This is a genomic window from Streptomyces sp. NPDC059564 (genome assembly GCF_042735575.1).
Lineage (GTDB): Bacteria > Actinomycetota > Actinomycetes > Streptomycetales > Streptomycetaceae > Streptomyces.
Genome location: NZ_JBHWBP010000183.1, coordinates 1 through 14,467, shown reverse-complemented (window position 1 = coordinate 14,467; position 14,467 = coordinate 1). Strand labels below are relative to the sequence as shown.

At 71.0% G+C, this 14,467-nt stretch carries 14 protein-coding genes and 1 pseudogene; 7 read left to right on the top strand and 8 right to left on the bottom strand.

The genetic code is table 11. The annotated features are described in order from the left end of the window. Positions 1 to 204: 204 nt before the first annotated feature. Positions 205 to 960 carry an SIS domain-containing protein gene (locus tag ACFV0Q_RS26155; protein ID WP_385008799.1) on the bottom strand — a complete coding sequence of 252 codons (756 nt, stop codon included), beginning with the start codon at positions 958 to 960 and terminating at the stop codon, positions 205 to 207. Between the two features lie 267 nt (positions 961 to 1,227). Between ACFV0Q_RS26155 and ACFV0Q_RS26150 the strand changes: the two genes are divergently transcribed. The 3 genes from ACFV0Q_RS26150 to ACFV0Q_RS26140 all read left to right on the top strand — a co-directional run bounded on the left by ACFV0Q_RS26150 (position 1,228) and on the right by ACFV0Q_RS26140 (position 4,088). Further along, positions 1,228 to 1,920 (top strand): metal-dependent transcriptional regulator, encoded by a 693-nt coding sequence (locus ACFV0Q_RS26150; protein ID WP_385008798.1) that lies wholly within the window; start codon positions 1,228 to 1,230, stop codon positions 1,918 to 1,920. A 277-nt stretch (positions 1,921 to 2,197) separates the two neighbouring features. Next, on the top strand, positions 2,198 to 3,073 hold the full coding sequence (locus tag ACFV0Q_RS26145) for an alpha/beta fold hydrolase (RefSeq protein ID WP_385008797.1): 876 nt from the start codon (positions 2,198 to 2,200) through the stop codon (positions 3,071 to 3,073). 103 nt (positions 3,074 to 3,176) lie between these two features. After that, entirely contained in the window at positions 3,177 to 4,088 is a 912-nt protein-coding gene (locus ACFV0Q_RS26140) for an alpha/beta fold hydrolase (protein WP_385008796.1), read from the top strand. A gap of 13 nt (positions 4,089 to 4,101) precedes the next feature. Here the strand turns inward: ACFV0Q_RS26140 and ACFV0Q_RS26135 are convergent, their stop codons facing one another. Then, complete coding sequence (locus tag ACFV0Q_RS26135; protein WP_385008795.1) at positions 4,102 to 4,782, bottom strand: alpha/beta fold hydrolase; 681 nt, start codon at positions 4,780 to 4,782, stop codon at positions 4,102 to 4,104. Positions 4,783 to 4,910: 128 nt separating this feature from the next. After that, positions 4,911 to 5,843, bottom strand: coding sequence for an NADP-dependent oxidoreductase (locus ACFV0Q_RS26130; RefSeq protein WP_385008800.1), 933 nt, complete (start codon positions 5,841 to 5,843; stop codon positions 4,911 to 4,913). Between the two features lie 135 nt (positions 5,844 to 5,978). Between ACFV0Q_RS26130 and ACFV0Q_RS26125 the strand changes: the two genes are divergently transcribed. After that, the gene (locus ACFV0Q_RS26125; RefSeq protein WP_385008794.1) at positions 5,979 to 6,953 is read left to right on the top strand and encodes a GlxA family transcriptional regulator; all 975 of its coding nucleotides are present in this window, start codon (positions 5,979 to 5,981) and stop codon (positions 6,951 to 6,953) included. Here ACFV0Q_RS26125 and ACFV0Q_RS26120 read toward each other — a convergent pair. Beyond that, on the bottom strand, positions 6,934 to 7,107 hold the full coding sequence (locus ACFV0Q_RS26120; protein WP_385008793.1) for a DUF397 domain-containing protein: 174 nt from the start codon (positions 7,105 to 7,107) through the stop codon (positions 6,934 to 6,936). The two genes, ACFV0Q_RS26125 and ACFV0Q_RS26120, sit on opposite strands and share 20 nt — an antisense overlap. A 12-nt stretch (positions 7,108 to 7,119) precedes the next feature. Further along, a complete protein-coding gene (locus ACFV0Q_RS26115; RefSeq protein ID WP_385008792.1) occupies positions 7,120 to 7,965 on the bottom strand; it encodes a Scr1 family TA system antitoxin-like transcriptional regulator in 846 nt (281 codons plus the stop codon). A 195-nt stretch (positions 7,966 to 8,160) separates the two neighbouring features. On the opposite strand from ACFV0Q_RS26115, the gene ACFV0Q_RS26110 reads away from it, so the two are divergent. From ACFV0Q_RS26110 to ACFV0Q_RS26100, 3 genes are all read left to right on the top strand, one after another. Continuing rightward, positions 8,161 to 8,568 (top strand): ATP-binding protein, encoded by a 408-nt coding sequence (locus ACFV0Q_RS26110; RefSeq protein WP_385008791.1) that lies wholly within the window; start codon positions 8,161 to 8,163, stop codon positions 8,566 to 8,568. A 137-nt stretch (positions 8,569 to 8,705) separates the two neighbouring features. Beyond that, entirely contained in the window at positions 8,706 to 9,248 is a 543-nt protein-coding gene (locus ACFV0Q_RS26105; protein WP_385008790.1) for an RICIN domain-containing protein, read from the top strand. 43 nt (positions 9,249 to 9,291) lie between these two features. After that, entirely contained in the window at positions 9,292 to 9,822 is a 531-nt protein-coding gene (locus ACFV0Q_RS26100; protein ID WP_385008789.1) for a hypothetical protein, read from the top strand. 184 nt (positions 9,823 to 10,006) lie between these two features. Here ACFV0Q_RS26100 and ACFV0Q_RS26095 read toward each other — a convergent pair whose 3' ends face one another. The 3 genes and pseudogenes from ACFV0Q_RS26095 to ACFV0Q_RS26085 all read right to left on the bottom strand — a co-directional run. Beyond that, a complete protein-coding gene (locus ACFV0Q_RS26095) occupies positions 10,007 to 10,483 on the bottom strand; it encodes a hypothetical protein (protein WP_385008788.1) in 477 nt (158 codons plus the stop codon). A 31-nt stretch (positions 10,484 to 10,514) separates the two neighbouring features. After that, the gene (locus tag ACFV0Q_RS26090) at positions 10,515 to 10,898 is read right to left on the bottom strand and encodes a hypothetical protein (protein ID WP_385008787.1); all 384 of its coding nucleotides are present in this window, start codon (positions 10,896 to 10,898) and stop codon (positions 10,515 to 10,517) included. Then, positions 10,895 to 14,365, bottom strand: a pseudogene (locus ACFV0Q_RS26085) (DUF6531 domain-containing protein); the annotation flags it as partial. The gene ACFV0Q_RS26090 and the pseudogene ACFV0Q_RS26085, both read right to left, overlap by 4 nt. Positions 14,366 to 14,467 lie beyond the last annotated feature (102 nt).

Genomic DNA, 14,467 nt, shown 5'->3' with positions numbered 1-14,467 from the left:
CCGGTCCCCGAGGCCCCGAGCAGCGACTCCACCATCGTAGGGAGGCGCCGCCGACCCCGGCCACCGAAGCCCCGGCGGCGCCGGCGGCCCCGGGCCCGTGAGGGCCGGCCGCCGCGGCAGCCCCGTGCGCCCCGTGAGACCCGGTCGCCCTGGCCGCCCCGTGAGCCCCGGCAGCCCCGTGAGGCCCGCCCGCCCCGGCCGAGGTCAGTGCCGGAAGAAGATCCGGTCCCCGTACTCCTGCATCACGCGGCCGTTCCACTCGTGCCCGCCGTCCACGTTGCCCGAGCGCAGCAGCGGCGGCTCCAGGCCGCGCGCCGCGAGTTCGCCGGCCGCCGCCGCCATCACCGCCTGCATGATCGCGCTGGTCACCACCGTGGAGGCGGGGGCGAAGGGGGCCTCGATGCCGTCGGCCGTCAGCTCGGCGTCGCCCACGGCGATCTTGCTGTCGAGGACGATGTCGCAGTGGTCCTTGAGGTAGGTGCCGGACACGTGCCGGGACTTGGTCTCCGTCGCGTACGCCACCGAGGTCACGCCGATCACCTTGAGGCCGATCGCGCGGGCGTTCATGGCCATCTCCACCGGCAGCGCGTTGCGCCCGGAGAGGGAGATGATCACGAGGACGTCCCCGTCGGAGGCCGGGCTGCTGTCCAGGACCGCCCCGGCGAGCCCGTCGACCCGCTCCAGCGCGCTGCCCAGGGTGGCGGGCATGACGTCGATGCCGGCGGTGCCGGGGACGGCGAGGAAGTTCATCAGCGCGAGCCCGCCCGCCCGGTACACCACGTCCTGCGCGGGCAGCGACGAGTGCCCCGCACCGAACGCGAACAGCCGGTTCCCGGTCGCGACGGCCTCCGCGATCACGGCCCCCGCCTCGGCCATCCGCGCGCCCTCCTCGTCCCGCACCCGCTCCAGCAGGCCGATGGCCGCATCGAAGAACTGCCCGGCCAGCTTGCTCTCGCTCATACGCCGAAGGCCCTTCCAGGGTGGGGTGCGGGTGGGTGCGTCGTCGATGTCCGCCGCTCACCGTGCGGTCTGGACCAAGGGCGTGTCAATACGAACGTCAATCCCGGTCCCAAAGGCCCCTCACGTGCACGGGCGGCGCCCCGCGCGGTTCCGCGAAGATCCCCCGCACATGTCCCGTACATGCCTTGACGCTCGGCGCGGGACGGTTGTCGGCCCGATGCGTCAGAATTGGGGGCAGGGCCAGCGCACGCAATCCGAGGGGCACGAATGTCCGGACTGATCGATACCACGGAGATGTATCTCCGCACCATCCTCGAGCTGGAAGAGGAAGGCGTGGTCCCCATGCGCGCCCGGATCGCCGAGCGGCTGGACCAGAGCGGTCCGACGGTCAGCCAGACGGTGGCGCGCATGGAGCGCGACGGCCTGGTGGCCGTCGCCAGCGACCGGCACCTGGAGCTGACCGACGAGGGCCGCAAGCTCGCGACCCGCGTGATGCGCAAGCACCGCCTCGCGGAGTGCCTGCTCGTCGACGTCATCGGCCTGGAGTGGGAGCAGGTGCACGCCGAGGCCTGCCGCTGGGAGCACGTGATGAGCGAGGCGGTCGAGCGGCGCGTGCTCGAACTGCTGCGGCACCCGACCGAGTCCCCGTACGGGAACCCGATCCCGGGGCTGGAGGAGCTGGGGGAGAAGGCCGAGGCGGACCCGTTCCTGGAGGACGGCATGGTCAGCCTCTCGGAGCTGGACCCGGGCAGTGAGGGCAAGACGGTGGTCGTCCGCCGGATCGGGGAGCCGATCCAGACCGACGCCCAGCTGATGTACACGCTGCGGCGGGCGGGCGTGCAGCCCGGCTCGGTGGTCAGCGTGACGGAGTCCCCGGGCGGGGTGCTGGTCGGCAGTGGCGGCGAGGCCGCCGAGCTGGACGCCGAGATCGCTTCGCACGTGTTCGTCGCCAAGCGCTGACGTCGTAGGAGAGCCGTAGGAGAGTGGTGGTGGGTCCCGGCGCCTCGCGGCGCCGGGACCCGTCCTCCCCTGGCTGACCTGGAGCCCCGAGCTCTCAAGGTCATCCCCTTCGGACCGTCTTCCCCGAGCGGCCCGCCTCCCTGTTGAAAGGATCTCCATCGGCAGCGGCGGCCAATCCTTGAGCAAGGTCACTCGAAAGAGCGGTGTTGGCGGCGAGACGCCCGTTTTCGAATGCGGGTTCGATAGTCTGGCGGGGAGCGAAGGGGGTGCATCTGCGGTGGTACAGCGCATCGATGTGACGGGGGCCGACGGCGTCCGCCTTGCCGCCTGGGAGTTCCGGGAACCACCCGCGGAACCGCGGCATCCGCCCGTCCTGTTACTCCATGGCCTGATGGGCCGCGCCCTGCACTGGGCCGGCACCGCGCGCTGGCTCGGCGAGGACCGCCGGGTCGTGGCCCTGGACCAGCGCGGGCACGGCCAGAGCGAGCTGCCGCACCCCGGCCCCGGCAGCCGGACCTCCTCCCTGGGCCGCGAGGCCTTCGTGGCCGACGCCGAGGCCGCCATCGAGCAGCTCGGGCTCGCCCCGGCGGTGCTGATCGGCCACTCCATGGGAGCGCTCACGGCCTGGCAGCTCGCGGCCCGCCGCCCCGAGCTCGTCTCGGCGGTGGTCATCTGCGACATGCGGGCGTCCGCGCTCGGCGAGGCCTCGCAGCAGGAGTGGGAGGACTGGTTCCGCCGCTGGCCGCTGCCCTTCCCCACCCAGGACGCCGCCCGCCGCTGGTTCGGCGAAGACGACCCCCGGGTGGAGCGCCCCGACCCCGGCCGCGGTGCCTTCTTCGCCGAGGTCATGCACCGGGCGCCGGACGGCTGGCGCCCGCTCTTCTCCCGCCACCAGATGCTGACGGCCCGCGAGACCTGGGTGCACGACGCCCACTGGGAGGAGCTGGCCCAGGTCCGCTGCCCCACCCTGGTCGTCCGCGGCCTCGACGGCGAACTGGGCCGCGCGGAGGCCCAGGAGATGGTCCGCGTCCTCCCGGAGGGCCAGTACGCCGAAATCCCGGACGCGGGGCACTACCTCCACTACGACCAGCCGGCGGCCTGGCGCGCCGTCCTGGAACCCTTCCTGAAGGCGGTCACCGCCAACGCACCCTGACGTCCGGCGCCACAACGGCTCGGCGGTAAACGTGAGTTGACCCACGGCGCGAACGGCGGAAAGGAATGGATCATGAGTGTGTCCCGCTCCTAGAGTCGGGCGCATGACTGATATAAGCGATAAGACCGACAAGGCCGACAAGACGTCCGTGCGTGACGTCGAGGACGGCGCGCCCACCTTCGTTCTCGTGCACGGCGCCGGGAGCAACTCCTACGGGTGGGCGCCCGTCTCGGCCGCGCTGGGGCTGCGCGGCCACCGGGCCGTCGCGGTAGACCTTCCCGGCCACGGGCTCGGCGCCCACTTCCCCCGCTCCTACCAGACCCCCCAGGACCTCGACCGGCTGCGAACCGAGCCGTCGCCGCTCTCCCGCGTCACCCTCGAGGACTGCGCCGCGCACGTCGTGGACGTCGTGCGCGCCGTTCGCCGCAACGGCCCGGTCGTCCTCGTCGGGCAGAGCATGGGCGGCGCCACGCTCAACGTCGTCGCCCACCAGGTTCCCGAGCTGATATCCCACCTCGTGTACGCGTCGGCGTACTGCCCGACGCGGCACCGCAGCGTGCTGGAGCTGATGGCGACCCCGGAGGCGGCCACCAGCGCGCTCCTGCGGATGCCCGCCGTCGCCACCCCGCCGGACCTGGGCGTCAACCGGATCAACTGGCTCTCCGGCGACCCCGCCTTCTTCGCGGAGGTCAAGGAGGCGCTGGGCGCCGACCGTTCCGACGCCGAGGTGCGGGCCGTCCTGCACACCCTGGAGCCGGACGAATCCGCCGCGATCGGAGCCGGCGACTCCCGTGGCCGGCCGGAGACCTGGGGCCGGGTGCCGCGCACGTTCCTGCGCTTCACCGAGGACCGTACGATCCCGCTGCCGCTCCAGGACCTGATGATCCGCGAGGCGGACGCCACGACCCCGGACAACCCCTTCCGCGTCCGCTCGCTGGCCGCCCCGCACATCGGCCCGCGCGAGGCGTCCGCGTGGGCCGACGAACTGGAGCTGGCGGCGGGCCTGCGCGGCTGAGCGGCCGGGAGGGCTAGCTCTGGGGGGTGGCGGCGCCCAGCAGCACCTTCAGGAGCTCGTCGGGGGCGTCGCGCATCACGTTGTGTCCCGATGCGAGGGCGTGCGTACGCCAGGAGGGGTCGGCGGAGAGCCGCTCGTGGAGCCCGGTGAAGGGGGACCGCCCGTCCCACCCGGTTGCGTAGACGTAGTCCCGGCTGCGGAAGCGGTCGAGCCCGCCCTCCAGGCGCACCGCCTGGAGGAGGGAGGCCAGCGGGTGCGGGGTGGCTCGCGGGTCGAAGAACGGCAGCGGGGCGCTCGCGTAGCCGGTCGCGCCCACGCCGCTCAGGTACCAGCCGCGCTCCTGCTCGGTGACCAGGGACCAGCAGGAGTCCCCGTCCTCGGGGACCATCGCGTCGACGTACACCAGGCCCGCCACCCGCCCGGCGGCGCGGTCGGCGGCCCCGGTGATCACCATGCCGCCGTAACTGTGCCCGACCAGCACGGCGTCGGTGACCTGCTGGTCCGCGAGGAGGTTCACCACGTCCTCGATGTGGGTGTCGAGGTTGACCGAGGAGCTGATCAGGTGCCTGCGGTCGCCCACCCCGGTCAGGGTCAGCGGGAAGGCCTGGTGCCCGTGGGCGCGCAACTGCCGGGCGAGCGGCTCGAAGGTCCATGCGCCGTGCCACGCGCCGGGTACGAGGACGAAGGTGGTCATGCGGATCTCCTTGGGGTTCGGGCCGGTTGGTGACGGTCGGCGTCCGGTCGGTCGGCGTCCGGGTCGGTCGGCGTCCGGGGTCAGGCGGTGACCGGGTCAGGCGGTGACCGGGTCAGATGGTGACCGGGTCAGACGGTGACGGTGAGGACGATCTTGCCGGTCGCGCCTCGGGTCTCGCTGAGTTCGTGCGCCTTGCCCGCCAGCTCCAGCGGGAACACCGTGTCGATCGCCGGCCGCAGCAGTCCCGCCTCCGCGAGGGCGGCCACCTCCCGCAGGCCCGCCTGGTCGGCCTCCACGGCCATGAACGCGGCGCGCAGCCCCAACGGCCGCGCCACCTCCGCCAGTCGGGCCTCGGCCGGGGACGCGAGGGAGACCAGGATCCCGCCGGGGCGCAGCACCCGCAGGGAACGCGGCCCGTACTCCCCGCCGACGGCGTCGACGACCACGTCCACCGGCTCGACCGCCGTTTCGAAGCCGACGGCGGTGTAGTCGACCACCTCGTCCGCGCCCAGCCCGCGCAGGAAGGCGTGCTTGGCGGCCCGGGCGGTGCCGATGACGTGCGCGCCGCGGGCCTTGGCGATCTGCACCGCGAGGTGGCCGACGCCGCCCGCCGCCGCGTGGACCAGCACCCGCTGCCCGGGACGCACGTCCGCGGTGTCCACCAGCGCCTGCCAGGCGGTCATGGCGGCCAGCGGCAGGGCGGCCGCCTGTACGTGGCTCAGCCCGGCGGGCTTGCGGACCAGGTGCCGGGCGGGCGAGGTCACGTACTCCGCGTACGTGCCCGCCGGGAGCGGGTGGCGCGGCATGCCGAACACCTCGTCGCCGGGGGCGAGGGTGGTGACCCCGATGCCGACGGCCTCGACGACCCCGGAGACGTCCCAGCCCAGCCGGACGACCTCCGCGCCGAGCCCGCCGGAGGCGCGGTGCCAGGAGTCGGTCGGATTCACCCCGGCGGCGTGGACCCGTACCAGCACCTCGGCCACCCCGGGCTCGGGCCGCTCCACCTCGACGACCTTCAGTACCTCGGGCCCGCCGAAACCGTCCTGGCCGATCGCACGCATGGTCATTTCGTTCGTTCCCCCTGCTCAGTGGGCCTCGGTGCGGCGGCCCGTCCGAGATCAAGACTCGGGGATGCGGGGGAGGGGGACGAGTGGCAGGAATGCCAGCATCGGAAAAGATCCTGCCATCATTCTTCCGTGTATGAATCTCCGCACCGCGTCGTCGTCCTGGCCCTGGAAGGGGTCTATCCCTTCGAGCTGAGCATTCCGGCGAAGATCTTCGGCACGGCCGCCGGGCCGGCCGGGGAGCCGCTCTACGAGATCACCACCTGCAGCCTCGACGGCGGCCCGGTGGGCACCAGTTCGGACTACTCCCTCGCCGTGTCCCACGGCCCCGAGGCCCTGCGTACGGCGGACACCCTGGTCATCCCGCCGTTCACCTGCGACCCCGACCCGACCCGGGACTGGCTGCCGGCGGGACTGGCGCGGGCCCTGGCGTCGCTGCCGCCCACCACCCGCATCGTCTCGATCTGCTCGGCCTCGTACGTCCTCGCGGCCGCGGGTCTGCTCGACGGCCGCCGCGCCACCACGCACTGGAACGAGGCCGAGCGCTTCCAGCGGGCCTTCCCGCAGGTGGAGGTCGACCCGAAGGTGCTGTTCGTGGAGGACGGCCGGGTGTTCACGGCGGCCGGGGTCGCCGCCGGGGTGGACCTGTGCCTGCACCTGCTACGGCGCGACCACGGCAGCGAGGTCGCCAACCGGGTGGCGCGGCTGTGCGTGGTTCCGCCGTGGCGGGAGGGCGGGCAGGCCCAGTACATCGAACGCCCGATGCCGGAGCCGGCCACCGCCACGACGGCGGCCACCCGCGCCTGGGCGCTGGAACAGCTGGACCGGCCGCTGCCGTTGGCGGAGCTGGCGGAGCACGCCCGGATGAGCGTGCGCACCTTCTGCCGCCGCTTCGGTGAGGAGGTCGGCATGCCGCCGGGCCAGTGGCTGGCCCAGCGGCGGGTCGATCACGCCCGCCGCCTCCTGGAAACCACCGACCTCCCGGTCGACCAGGTGGCCGCCCAGGCCGGCTTCGGCACGGCGGTCTCCCTCCGCCAGCACCTCACGGCCACCCTCGGCGTCTCCCCGACGACCTACCGCCGCGCGTTCACGTCGTCCCGCCGCTGAGGAACACCGCCCAGGCGGGGGCGGAGACGGTGATCACCGTCTCGGGGGTGGGGGTGTCGGCTACGAGGACGCGGTCTTCGTGGCCCCGGGCCACGTAGACGCAGGAGTCGCCCTCGGCGCAGAAGGACGACCGCTGCCAGTCGTTGGGTGACATGGATGACGCCTTTCAGAGGTTCCGGGCGATGGCGTGGATCATCTGACGTGTCCGCGCGGGGCTGAGGGCGACCGTCTCGAGACGCTCGAAGAGGGTCCGGTATTTGGCCAGTTGGGATTCGGCGTCCAGGAACCTCAACCCGTGGGACTGATCGAGGTGGACGGTGTCGAGCTGAGGCACCGGTCCATGGGCGTAGTAGATGGACTGCCCCGAACCCGGGACGGCGCCCGCCGAGAACGGGATGCTCCGGATGGTGATGTGGTCGCGCTCGCTCATGTCCAGCAGGTGCTTCAGCTGGGCACCGGCAACCGCCGGTCCGCCGACGGCGATGCGCAGCGCCGCCTCGTGGACGATCGCCTGGTACGGGGTCGCGGTGTCCGTGTAGAGGATGTGCTGGCGTTTCACCCGGAACGAGACGCGGTGTTCGATCTCCGGGGGCGGTAGTGCCGGAACGGCTTGACGGAAGACCTCGCGCGCGTGCTCGGGCGTCTGGAGGAGTCCGGGGATGTGCACGGTGATCGCTCCACGCAACGTGTGTGCGTGGTGCTCCAGTTCGGCGAGGTCCAGCCATGCGGCCGGGAGCAGTTCGCGGCAGTCCTCCCACCACCCGACGCCCCTGCGCTCACCGGTCATGGCCGCCAGCGCGTCGACATAAGGCTGGTCGGCGCACTCGTAGAGCGTGGCGAGGGCTCGTACGCGTTCGGGGCTGGCGCCGATCCGGCCGCCCTCCAGGTTGCTGATCTGGCTCTGCCGCATGCCCAGACGTCCGGCGGCCTCGGTGGCGTTGAGCCCGGCGCGCTCGCGCAGTTTGCGCAGCTCCGCGCCGAAGCGGAGCTGGCGCGCGGTGACGGCGCTCAAGGCCGGCTCCCCGGGGCGTGGTCCCCCACACGAGTGGTCATGTCATGGATAACGGAGAGTCCATGAAATGCATTACATCCGCGCGCTACTTTTGGTCTCCGGCCACCGCCTGGAAGTACCCCGCTCGACGGAGCGACCTGGCCACCGGGCACCCCATGCACAGGGTCCAACTCTCCTCCTCGATCGGAGACTTCCATGGGCGCTACGGTAACTCCGTCCTGGGCCTACACCCTCCACCTCCCGCACGATCCCCGCGCCGCGGGCATCGCCAGGACCACCCTGCGCGCCGTCCTGCGACGGCACGACATGGCCGGTCTGGCCGACACCGCCGAACTACTGGCGAGCGAGCTGGTGTCGAACTCCTACCGCCACACCCGCGGCCCCTGCGCGCTCCGGCTGCGAGCGATGGCGGCGGGCCGCCTCCGGGTCGGGGTCTGGGACACCGGCCCGGACATCCCGTCCCCCTTCGGCCCGGAGCCGGCCGAGGACGCGGAGGAGGGCCGCGGGCTGGTCCTCGTACGACTCTGCGCGGACCGCTACGGCTCGTACCGCCTGGACGGGGCCCACGCGGGCAAGCTGCTCTGGGTCGAGTGCATTCCTTGAGTCCGCACGCGGTGACGGCTGCTGGAGCCAGGGCGGTACGTACTCGTTCGAGGGGTTTTGGCTGCTCAACCCTGGTCTCTCACATTCACGTTGGGGAATCGTGGCAGTCCGTCACACCATCGGGAACAGGAGGAATCTTGACGCTATCGCGCACGCGGCGGGCACTGGTTCTTGCCGGACTGCTCGGGGCACTGGCATCCGTCGCGCCGAGCTCGGGCGCCGTTGGCCGGGCCGCCGATCCCCCATTACGGGCTGTGGTCGGCCCCTTCCAGGTACGGAACCAGGGCATCGGCCGTTGCATGGGCATGCCGTCGGGCGACGACCGGATGCGGGTGTGGAACTGCACCAGCGAGCCGTACCAGCTCTGGGACCTGATCGCCGACGGCCATGGCCGCTACCATCTGGTCACTCACAGGGACGGCCGCTGCCTGGGCGGCTATGCCAATGGGCCCGCCGGCTGGGCGACGTGGCTGAGCGACTGCGACAGGTCCTTCACCAACGTGGATCAGCTCTGGTACGTGGACGCCGCCCACAGCGCCGATCCCGCCCCGATCCGCAACCTCTTTGGCCGCGCCCTCGAAGCCGACCGCGGATGGGGTGGGGCCAATGAATCTCCGGTTGTGACCAATGACAACCAGGGAGTGCCCAATCAGCAGTGGAAACTGATCTACGGGCCGTGAAACTGGCACCACTCCTGCCTGGGATCTGCCCCCACCATCGCCGGTGACGGTCATGCACCGTCTTCCATTCCCCGGAACGTGCGTCGCCTTCACCTCGATTGGTGTTTCCGAAGAGGGCGTGCAGAGGGAGACTGTGGCCATGCGGCGGGGGATAGAGGTGCGGCCACGGCTCGGGCTGGTCTGGTGGATGGGGTTCGGCCTCAGTGCGGTGCTGCTCGGCTGTCTGTGGGCGGTGGTCGGCCTTCGCGGTGGAGTCTTTGCCGTGCTGGTGGCCGCCGGGTTCTTGGTTCTCGTCGGTGTGCTTCCTGCTCACCTGCTGGCACGTGCTGGGCTGAGGCGGATCGGCATCGGCGTTCCCGCCTGGACCGTCCATCTGCTCGCTGCCCTGGCGTGGGCGGTCGCGCTGTCCTTCCTGTACTCCCTGTTCCTCAGCGGTCTGCCCCATGGGTGGTCGGCGGCCTGGTCGTGGGACGGAATCCGGTCGCGCACGGTGTGGATCGCTGGGCCTCTGGTCCCCGCCTCCGTGGGAACCCACTTGGGGATCCGGGTCTGGGACTTCGCACGACGCCCTTGAGGCCACTCGTCACGTGGTCACGAGCGGGCAGCATCGAAAGGCGCCTGCGTGCCAAGTTCCCGGCCGCCGACAGAACTGCTTCAGCGAGCCCTGAGTGACCGCTTCGTGCTACAGGTCCGAGTTTCCCGCCGCCCATTCCACCAAGGCTCTTCCTCGAAGCGGGAGTCGCATTCAACAGGAGCCGTCACCCTTTTTCGAGAATTCCATCGCAGAAAACGCAAACGAACCATTGCTCGCGCACAATATTCAGGTGATTGCATTCTGGGCAAAATCGAAATACTATGGCTTGGGTGAACTGTCCAGGGTGGCCGATTCCTGCCAGGTCCAAGGCGTGGGAGACGGCGACCCAAGATGAAATATCTGGACAGTATCCGGTTGACTGGTTGCTGACTTCGTCAACCGTCCAGCCGTGGAGGTCTTGTGTGAATGTAACCTCGCCGGCGCTGAGAACGGGTTCCCCGCCAGCGCATACCACGTGTTCGCTGCGGCGTGGTGAAATTCGCATGCGCCCGTCCGTGTCGATGATGAACGTATGGGGCTCCTCGGCATCTTCGGGGGTGAGGTTCGCTGAAGAGGTGATCAGCCTGCCTTTCTTGCTGTTCTGGACGAGTACGAGGAGATCGCGGGGTCCCGTATAGGGAAAGTGCGCTCTATCGGCCATTTCTTCCTCAGTCTTGACTTTATTCCTTGTGTTACCCGGTGATCCAGAAGGTGCTGTCGGCCAGAATTTCTTCCAATGTGGAGAAGGCGCCCGCTGGCGCATTCTGTTCGACTGTGTCGAGTAGGGGACGTGGAGTGCCTGGCCCCCAGGAGGACCAGCCTTCGAAGAATAGGTGTTCCTGTGAGACGATTCGGCGCTGTTCGCCTGCTTTGTGTTCGATTTCCTTGATTTTCTCCCGCAGTTGCTCCGTCAGTTCTTTGAAGTCGCCGGATGGCGTGGCTGAGGCCGGGCGACTCCATGTGGAGATTCGAATGCCGGATCCTTTTTCCTGCAGTGTGACCCAAACGTTCCCTTGCAGTAGCGTGCAGCTCAGGTGGTAGTTCGTGCCTGGTAGCTCTGTTCGGTAAGTCGTCATTTCCTTATCGCGAATTCTATGAGAGTGTCCGGGTTGAATTCTCCGGTCGAAATCCTTCGTACTATTTCTGCTGTCCTGTGGTGCCCTCCTGTGATGTGTATTTGTGATCCAGGATATCGGATCGAATCTGTTTTGGCCCAGTCTCTGAATCCGCTGATGGGGTCATCTCCTTGAGGTCCGCCGAATTTGATCAGGTCCTCATTCGTCAGGTTCCTGACGCCTCCGTGTCCCACCACTTCACCGCCGTGCATCTGCGCATCCGTCAAGGGATGGCTGGCGATCCGGTTATCGACAAGTTCCCCGGCCCGAATATAGAACCGGTCCATGGCTGTGTGAACAGGAAGTTCCCCGAGGTGGGCGTTGGGGGGACAAGGAGTCAGGCCCAGGGGGTCCGACCACGTGTGGGGGTTGTGGACGTACGTCGTCGGGTTCGGGGCGGGGGTCAGGCCCAGGGGGTCCGGGGTGAGGTAGCGGGCTGTTTCCGGGTCGTAGGTGCGGAAGTAGTTGTGGTGGAGGCCCGATTCGGGGTCGTAGTACTGGCCCGGGAAGCGGAGTGGGGTGTAGGCGGGGGCGTCGCGGGGCCAGGTGGTGGTGCCCCAGAGGGTGGAGCGGGCGCGCCAGGCGATCTCGCCCGACTCGGATATGAGCTCCTTCGGGGTGCCGATGAGGTCCGTGACGATCGAGAAGAAGCGTTCGTCGGTGGTGCCGAGGACGCGTTCCGCCTGGGTGAGGGGGTGGAGGCCGTCGTGGGTCCAGGTGAGGGTGACCGGGCCGGTGGATTCCTCGCAGAGGGTGGTGCCGTCCCAGGTGAAGAGGACCGCCTCCGCCACCTCGCCCGTGCTCGTGAGGCGTTGCTTCGACGTGCGGCGGCCGAGGGCGTCGTAGCGGTAGCGCCACCGGGTGCCGTCGGGGGTCGTGACCCCGTTCATGCGGTCTTCCGAGTCCCACGTGTAGCGCCAGGTGTCCGGCTTGCGGGACAGGCGGGCCTTCTGGCGCAGGACCGTGCGGCCCAGGGCGTCGTACTCGTAGCGGACCGCACCGGCGGAGGTGATCCGGGTGCCCGTGTACGTGCGGGGGCCGTGGGCCTCCGCCCCCGGGTGGCGGGTCGGCCAGGCCGCGCTGGTCTGGTTGCCCGCGTCGTCGTACGCGTAGCGCTCCGACCAGTTCGCCGCGTCCACCGCCGTGACGCGGGCCGCCGAGTCGAGGGTGAAGGCGGCCGGGCCCGCCAGGGCGTCGTCGACCGACGTTAGGGCGCCGTCCGCGCGGTAGGCGTAGCCGCGGCGCTGGAGGGTGTGGCCGTCCCGGCCGACCACGTGCTGGCCGGTGAGGCGGCCCAGCGGGTCGTACTCCTGGGTCAGCGAGAGGCCAGCGCCGAGGGTCCGGGTGAGTTCGCGGCCCGCCGCGTCGCGCTCGAAGGTGATCGTGCGGCCCGAGGCGGTGAGCCCGGCGCGACGTCCGGCCGCGTCGTACGTCCACTCGGAACGGGCGCCGCCCGGTGTGGTGCGGCCGGTGCGGCGGCCCAGGGCGTCGTACGCGTACGTGGTCGTGCGGCCGTCCACCGTCTCCGAGAGGAGACGGCCGTGGCGGTCACGCTCCCGGGTGAGCCTCGTGCCGTCCGGGGACACGGCCGCCGCCAGTTCGCCGAAGGCGTCGTAGGAGTAGGAGGTGGTGCCGTCCGACGTCTCCTTGCACAGGAGGCGCGAGAGGGCGTCGTGCGCGTACGTGGTCCTCGCGCCGACCGCGTTCGTACGGGAGGCCAGGCGGCCCGCCGGGTCGTACGCGTACGTCAGCGTCCGGGCGTCGAAGTCCGTCTCGGAGGCGAGGCGTCCGGCCGGGTCGTAGGCGTAGGCCCAGGTCAGGCCCTGCGGGTTGGTGACGCCGGTCAGGCGCAGCTCGGAGTCGTGGGTGAAGGTGTGGCGGACGCCGTCCGGGCCGGTGCGCGCGGCGAGGAGGTCGAAGTCCCCGTACGCGCAGACCGTCACCCCGCCCAGCGCGTCGGTGTGGGTGACGCAGTTGCCCTCGCCGTCGTACGTCCAGGACTCCGCGCTGCCGTCGGGGTCCTCCCGGCGGAGGAGGCGGCCTTCCACGCTCCAGGTGAGGCGGGTGGTGTGCCCGAGGGGATCGGTGACGGCGACCGGCCGGCCGAAGGCGTCGCGGGTGTAGCGGGTGACCGCGCCCAGGGGGTCGACGGTCTCCAGCAGCAGGCCGGCCGGGTCGCAGCGCACGGTGGTGACCGCGTCGAGGGCGTCCGTCACCGATGCCAGGTGCCCGCGGGCGTCGTAGCCGAAGCGGGTCGTGATGCCCGCCGGAGCGGTGGCCGAGGTGCGGTTGCCGCGGTCGTCGTACGTGGCGCGGAAGACGCGGCCGTCCGGCTGGGCGATCTCGACCGGGAGCCCCAGCTCGTCGTACGCCGCCCGGACCTCCCCGCCGTCCGGGCGGAGCACGGAGACCAGGCGTCCGTCGGCGTCGTAGTCGAAACGGGTGGTGTGGCCGCGCGCGTCGGTACGGCTGAGCAGTCGGCCCACGGCGTCGTGCGTGGAGCGGGTCGTGGCGCCCGTCGGGTCGGTCTCCGCCGTGATGCGGGCTCGGTCGTCGACCTCGAAGCGGGTGGTGTGGCCGAGGGAGTCGGTGAGGAGGGTGGCGCCGTCCTCGTACGCGAAGCGGACGTCGAGGTGGCCGTTGGTGCCGGACTGGGCGACGCAGCGGTCCCGGTCGTCGTAGACGTAGTCGAAGCGGCGGTCGTTGGTGTCGGTCCAGGAGGTGATCCGCCCGAGCGCGTCGTACCCGAACCGCAGTGGCCGCCCACAGGAGTTGGTGACGTGGGTGAGGTGCCCGTCCGTGTAGCCGTAGCGCAGGACCTCGGTGCCGTCGCCGAGGGAGAGGCCGGCGATCCGCCCCTCCGACGTGGTGAGGCGCAGCTCGTAGCCGCCGCTGTGGGACAGCGAGACGGGGGCGCCCGATGAGTCGTACTCGAAGGAGATCCAGGCACCGCCCCGGCCGTCGAGCTGGGTGAGGAGGCCGTCGTCCGAGAAGTGGCGGACCTGCCCGCTCTCCGGATCGGTGACCGTGTACCCGCCGTCCGCGTCGAGGACGAGCGGCCAGGGCTGCCCGTGGGCGGGCAGTACGGGGACCCCCGGCTCGGGGTGCGGGTAGGCGAGCAGGCTGCCGTCCTCGCGGACGAGGACGATGCCCTCCTCGTCGGTCTCCAGGCGCTGGTCGACGGTGGACGCCCACGCCGGGCCGAACCAGCGGCCCGTGCGGTACGAGGACTCGAAGGTCCGGGTGAAGACGAGCGGCAGCGACCCCGGCAGGACCAGGTCGGTCTGCGGCAGGATCATCCGGCCCGTGGCCACCTCGACGGGGTCGACCGCGCACTTCAGTCCGGCCTTGGCGCGGGCCGCCGCCTCCCCCTCGGTCTGCGCCGCCTGCCGCGGGGGGGGGGGGGGGGGCGCGCGCGGCCCCGCCCGGGGGGGGGGGGCCCCCCCCCCCCCCGGGGCGGCCGCCCCCCCCCGGGGGGGGGGGGGGCGGGGGGGGGGGGGGGGTTTTAAAAAAAATAGCAGGCCCACACC

Coding starts and splice junctions, on each gene's coding strand:
- ACFV0Q_RS26155 (WP_385008799.1), bottom strand. CDS start 960: ATGAGCGAGAGCAAGCTGGCCGGGCAGTTCTTCGATGCGGCCATCGGC.
- ACFV0Q_RS26150 (WP_385008798.1), top strand. CDS start 1,228: ATGTCCGGACTGATCGATACCACGGAGATGTATCTCCGCACCATCCTC.
- ACFV0Q_RS26140 (WP_385008796.1), top strand. CDS start 3,177: ATGACTGATATAAGCGATAAGACCGACAAGGCCGACAAGACGTCCGTG.
- ACFV0Q_RS26135 (WP_385008795.1), bottom strand. CDS start 4,782: ATGACCACCTTCGTCCTCGTACCCGGCGCGTGGCACGGCGCATGGACC.
- ACFV0Q_RS26130 (WP_385008800.1), bottom strand. CDS start 5,843: ATGCGTGCGATCGGCCAGGACGGTTTCGGCGGGCCCGAGGTACTGAAG.
- ACFV0Q_RS26120 (WP_385008793.1), bottom strand. CDS start 7,107: ATGTCACCCAACGACTGGCAGCGGTCGTCCTTCTGCGCCGAGGGCGAC.
- ACFV0Q_RS26110 (WP_385008791.1), top strand. CDS start 8,161: ATGGGCGCTACGGTAACTCCGTCCTGGGCCTACACCCTCCACCTCCCG.
- ACFV0Q_RS26095 (WP_385008788.1), bottom strand. CDS start 10,483: ATGGCCGATAGAGCGCACTTTCCCTATACGGGACCCCGCGATCTCCTC.
- ACFV0Q_RS26090 (WP_385008787.1), bottom strand. CDS start 10,898: ATGACGACTTACCGAACAGAGCTACCAGGCACGAACTACCACCTGAGC.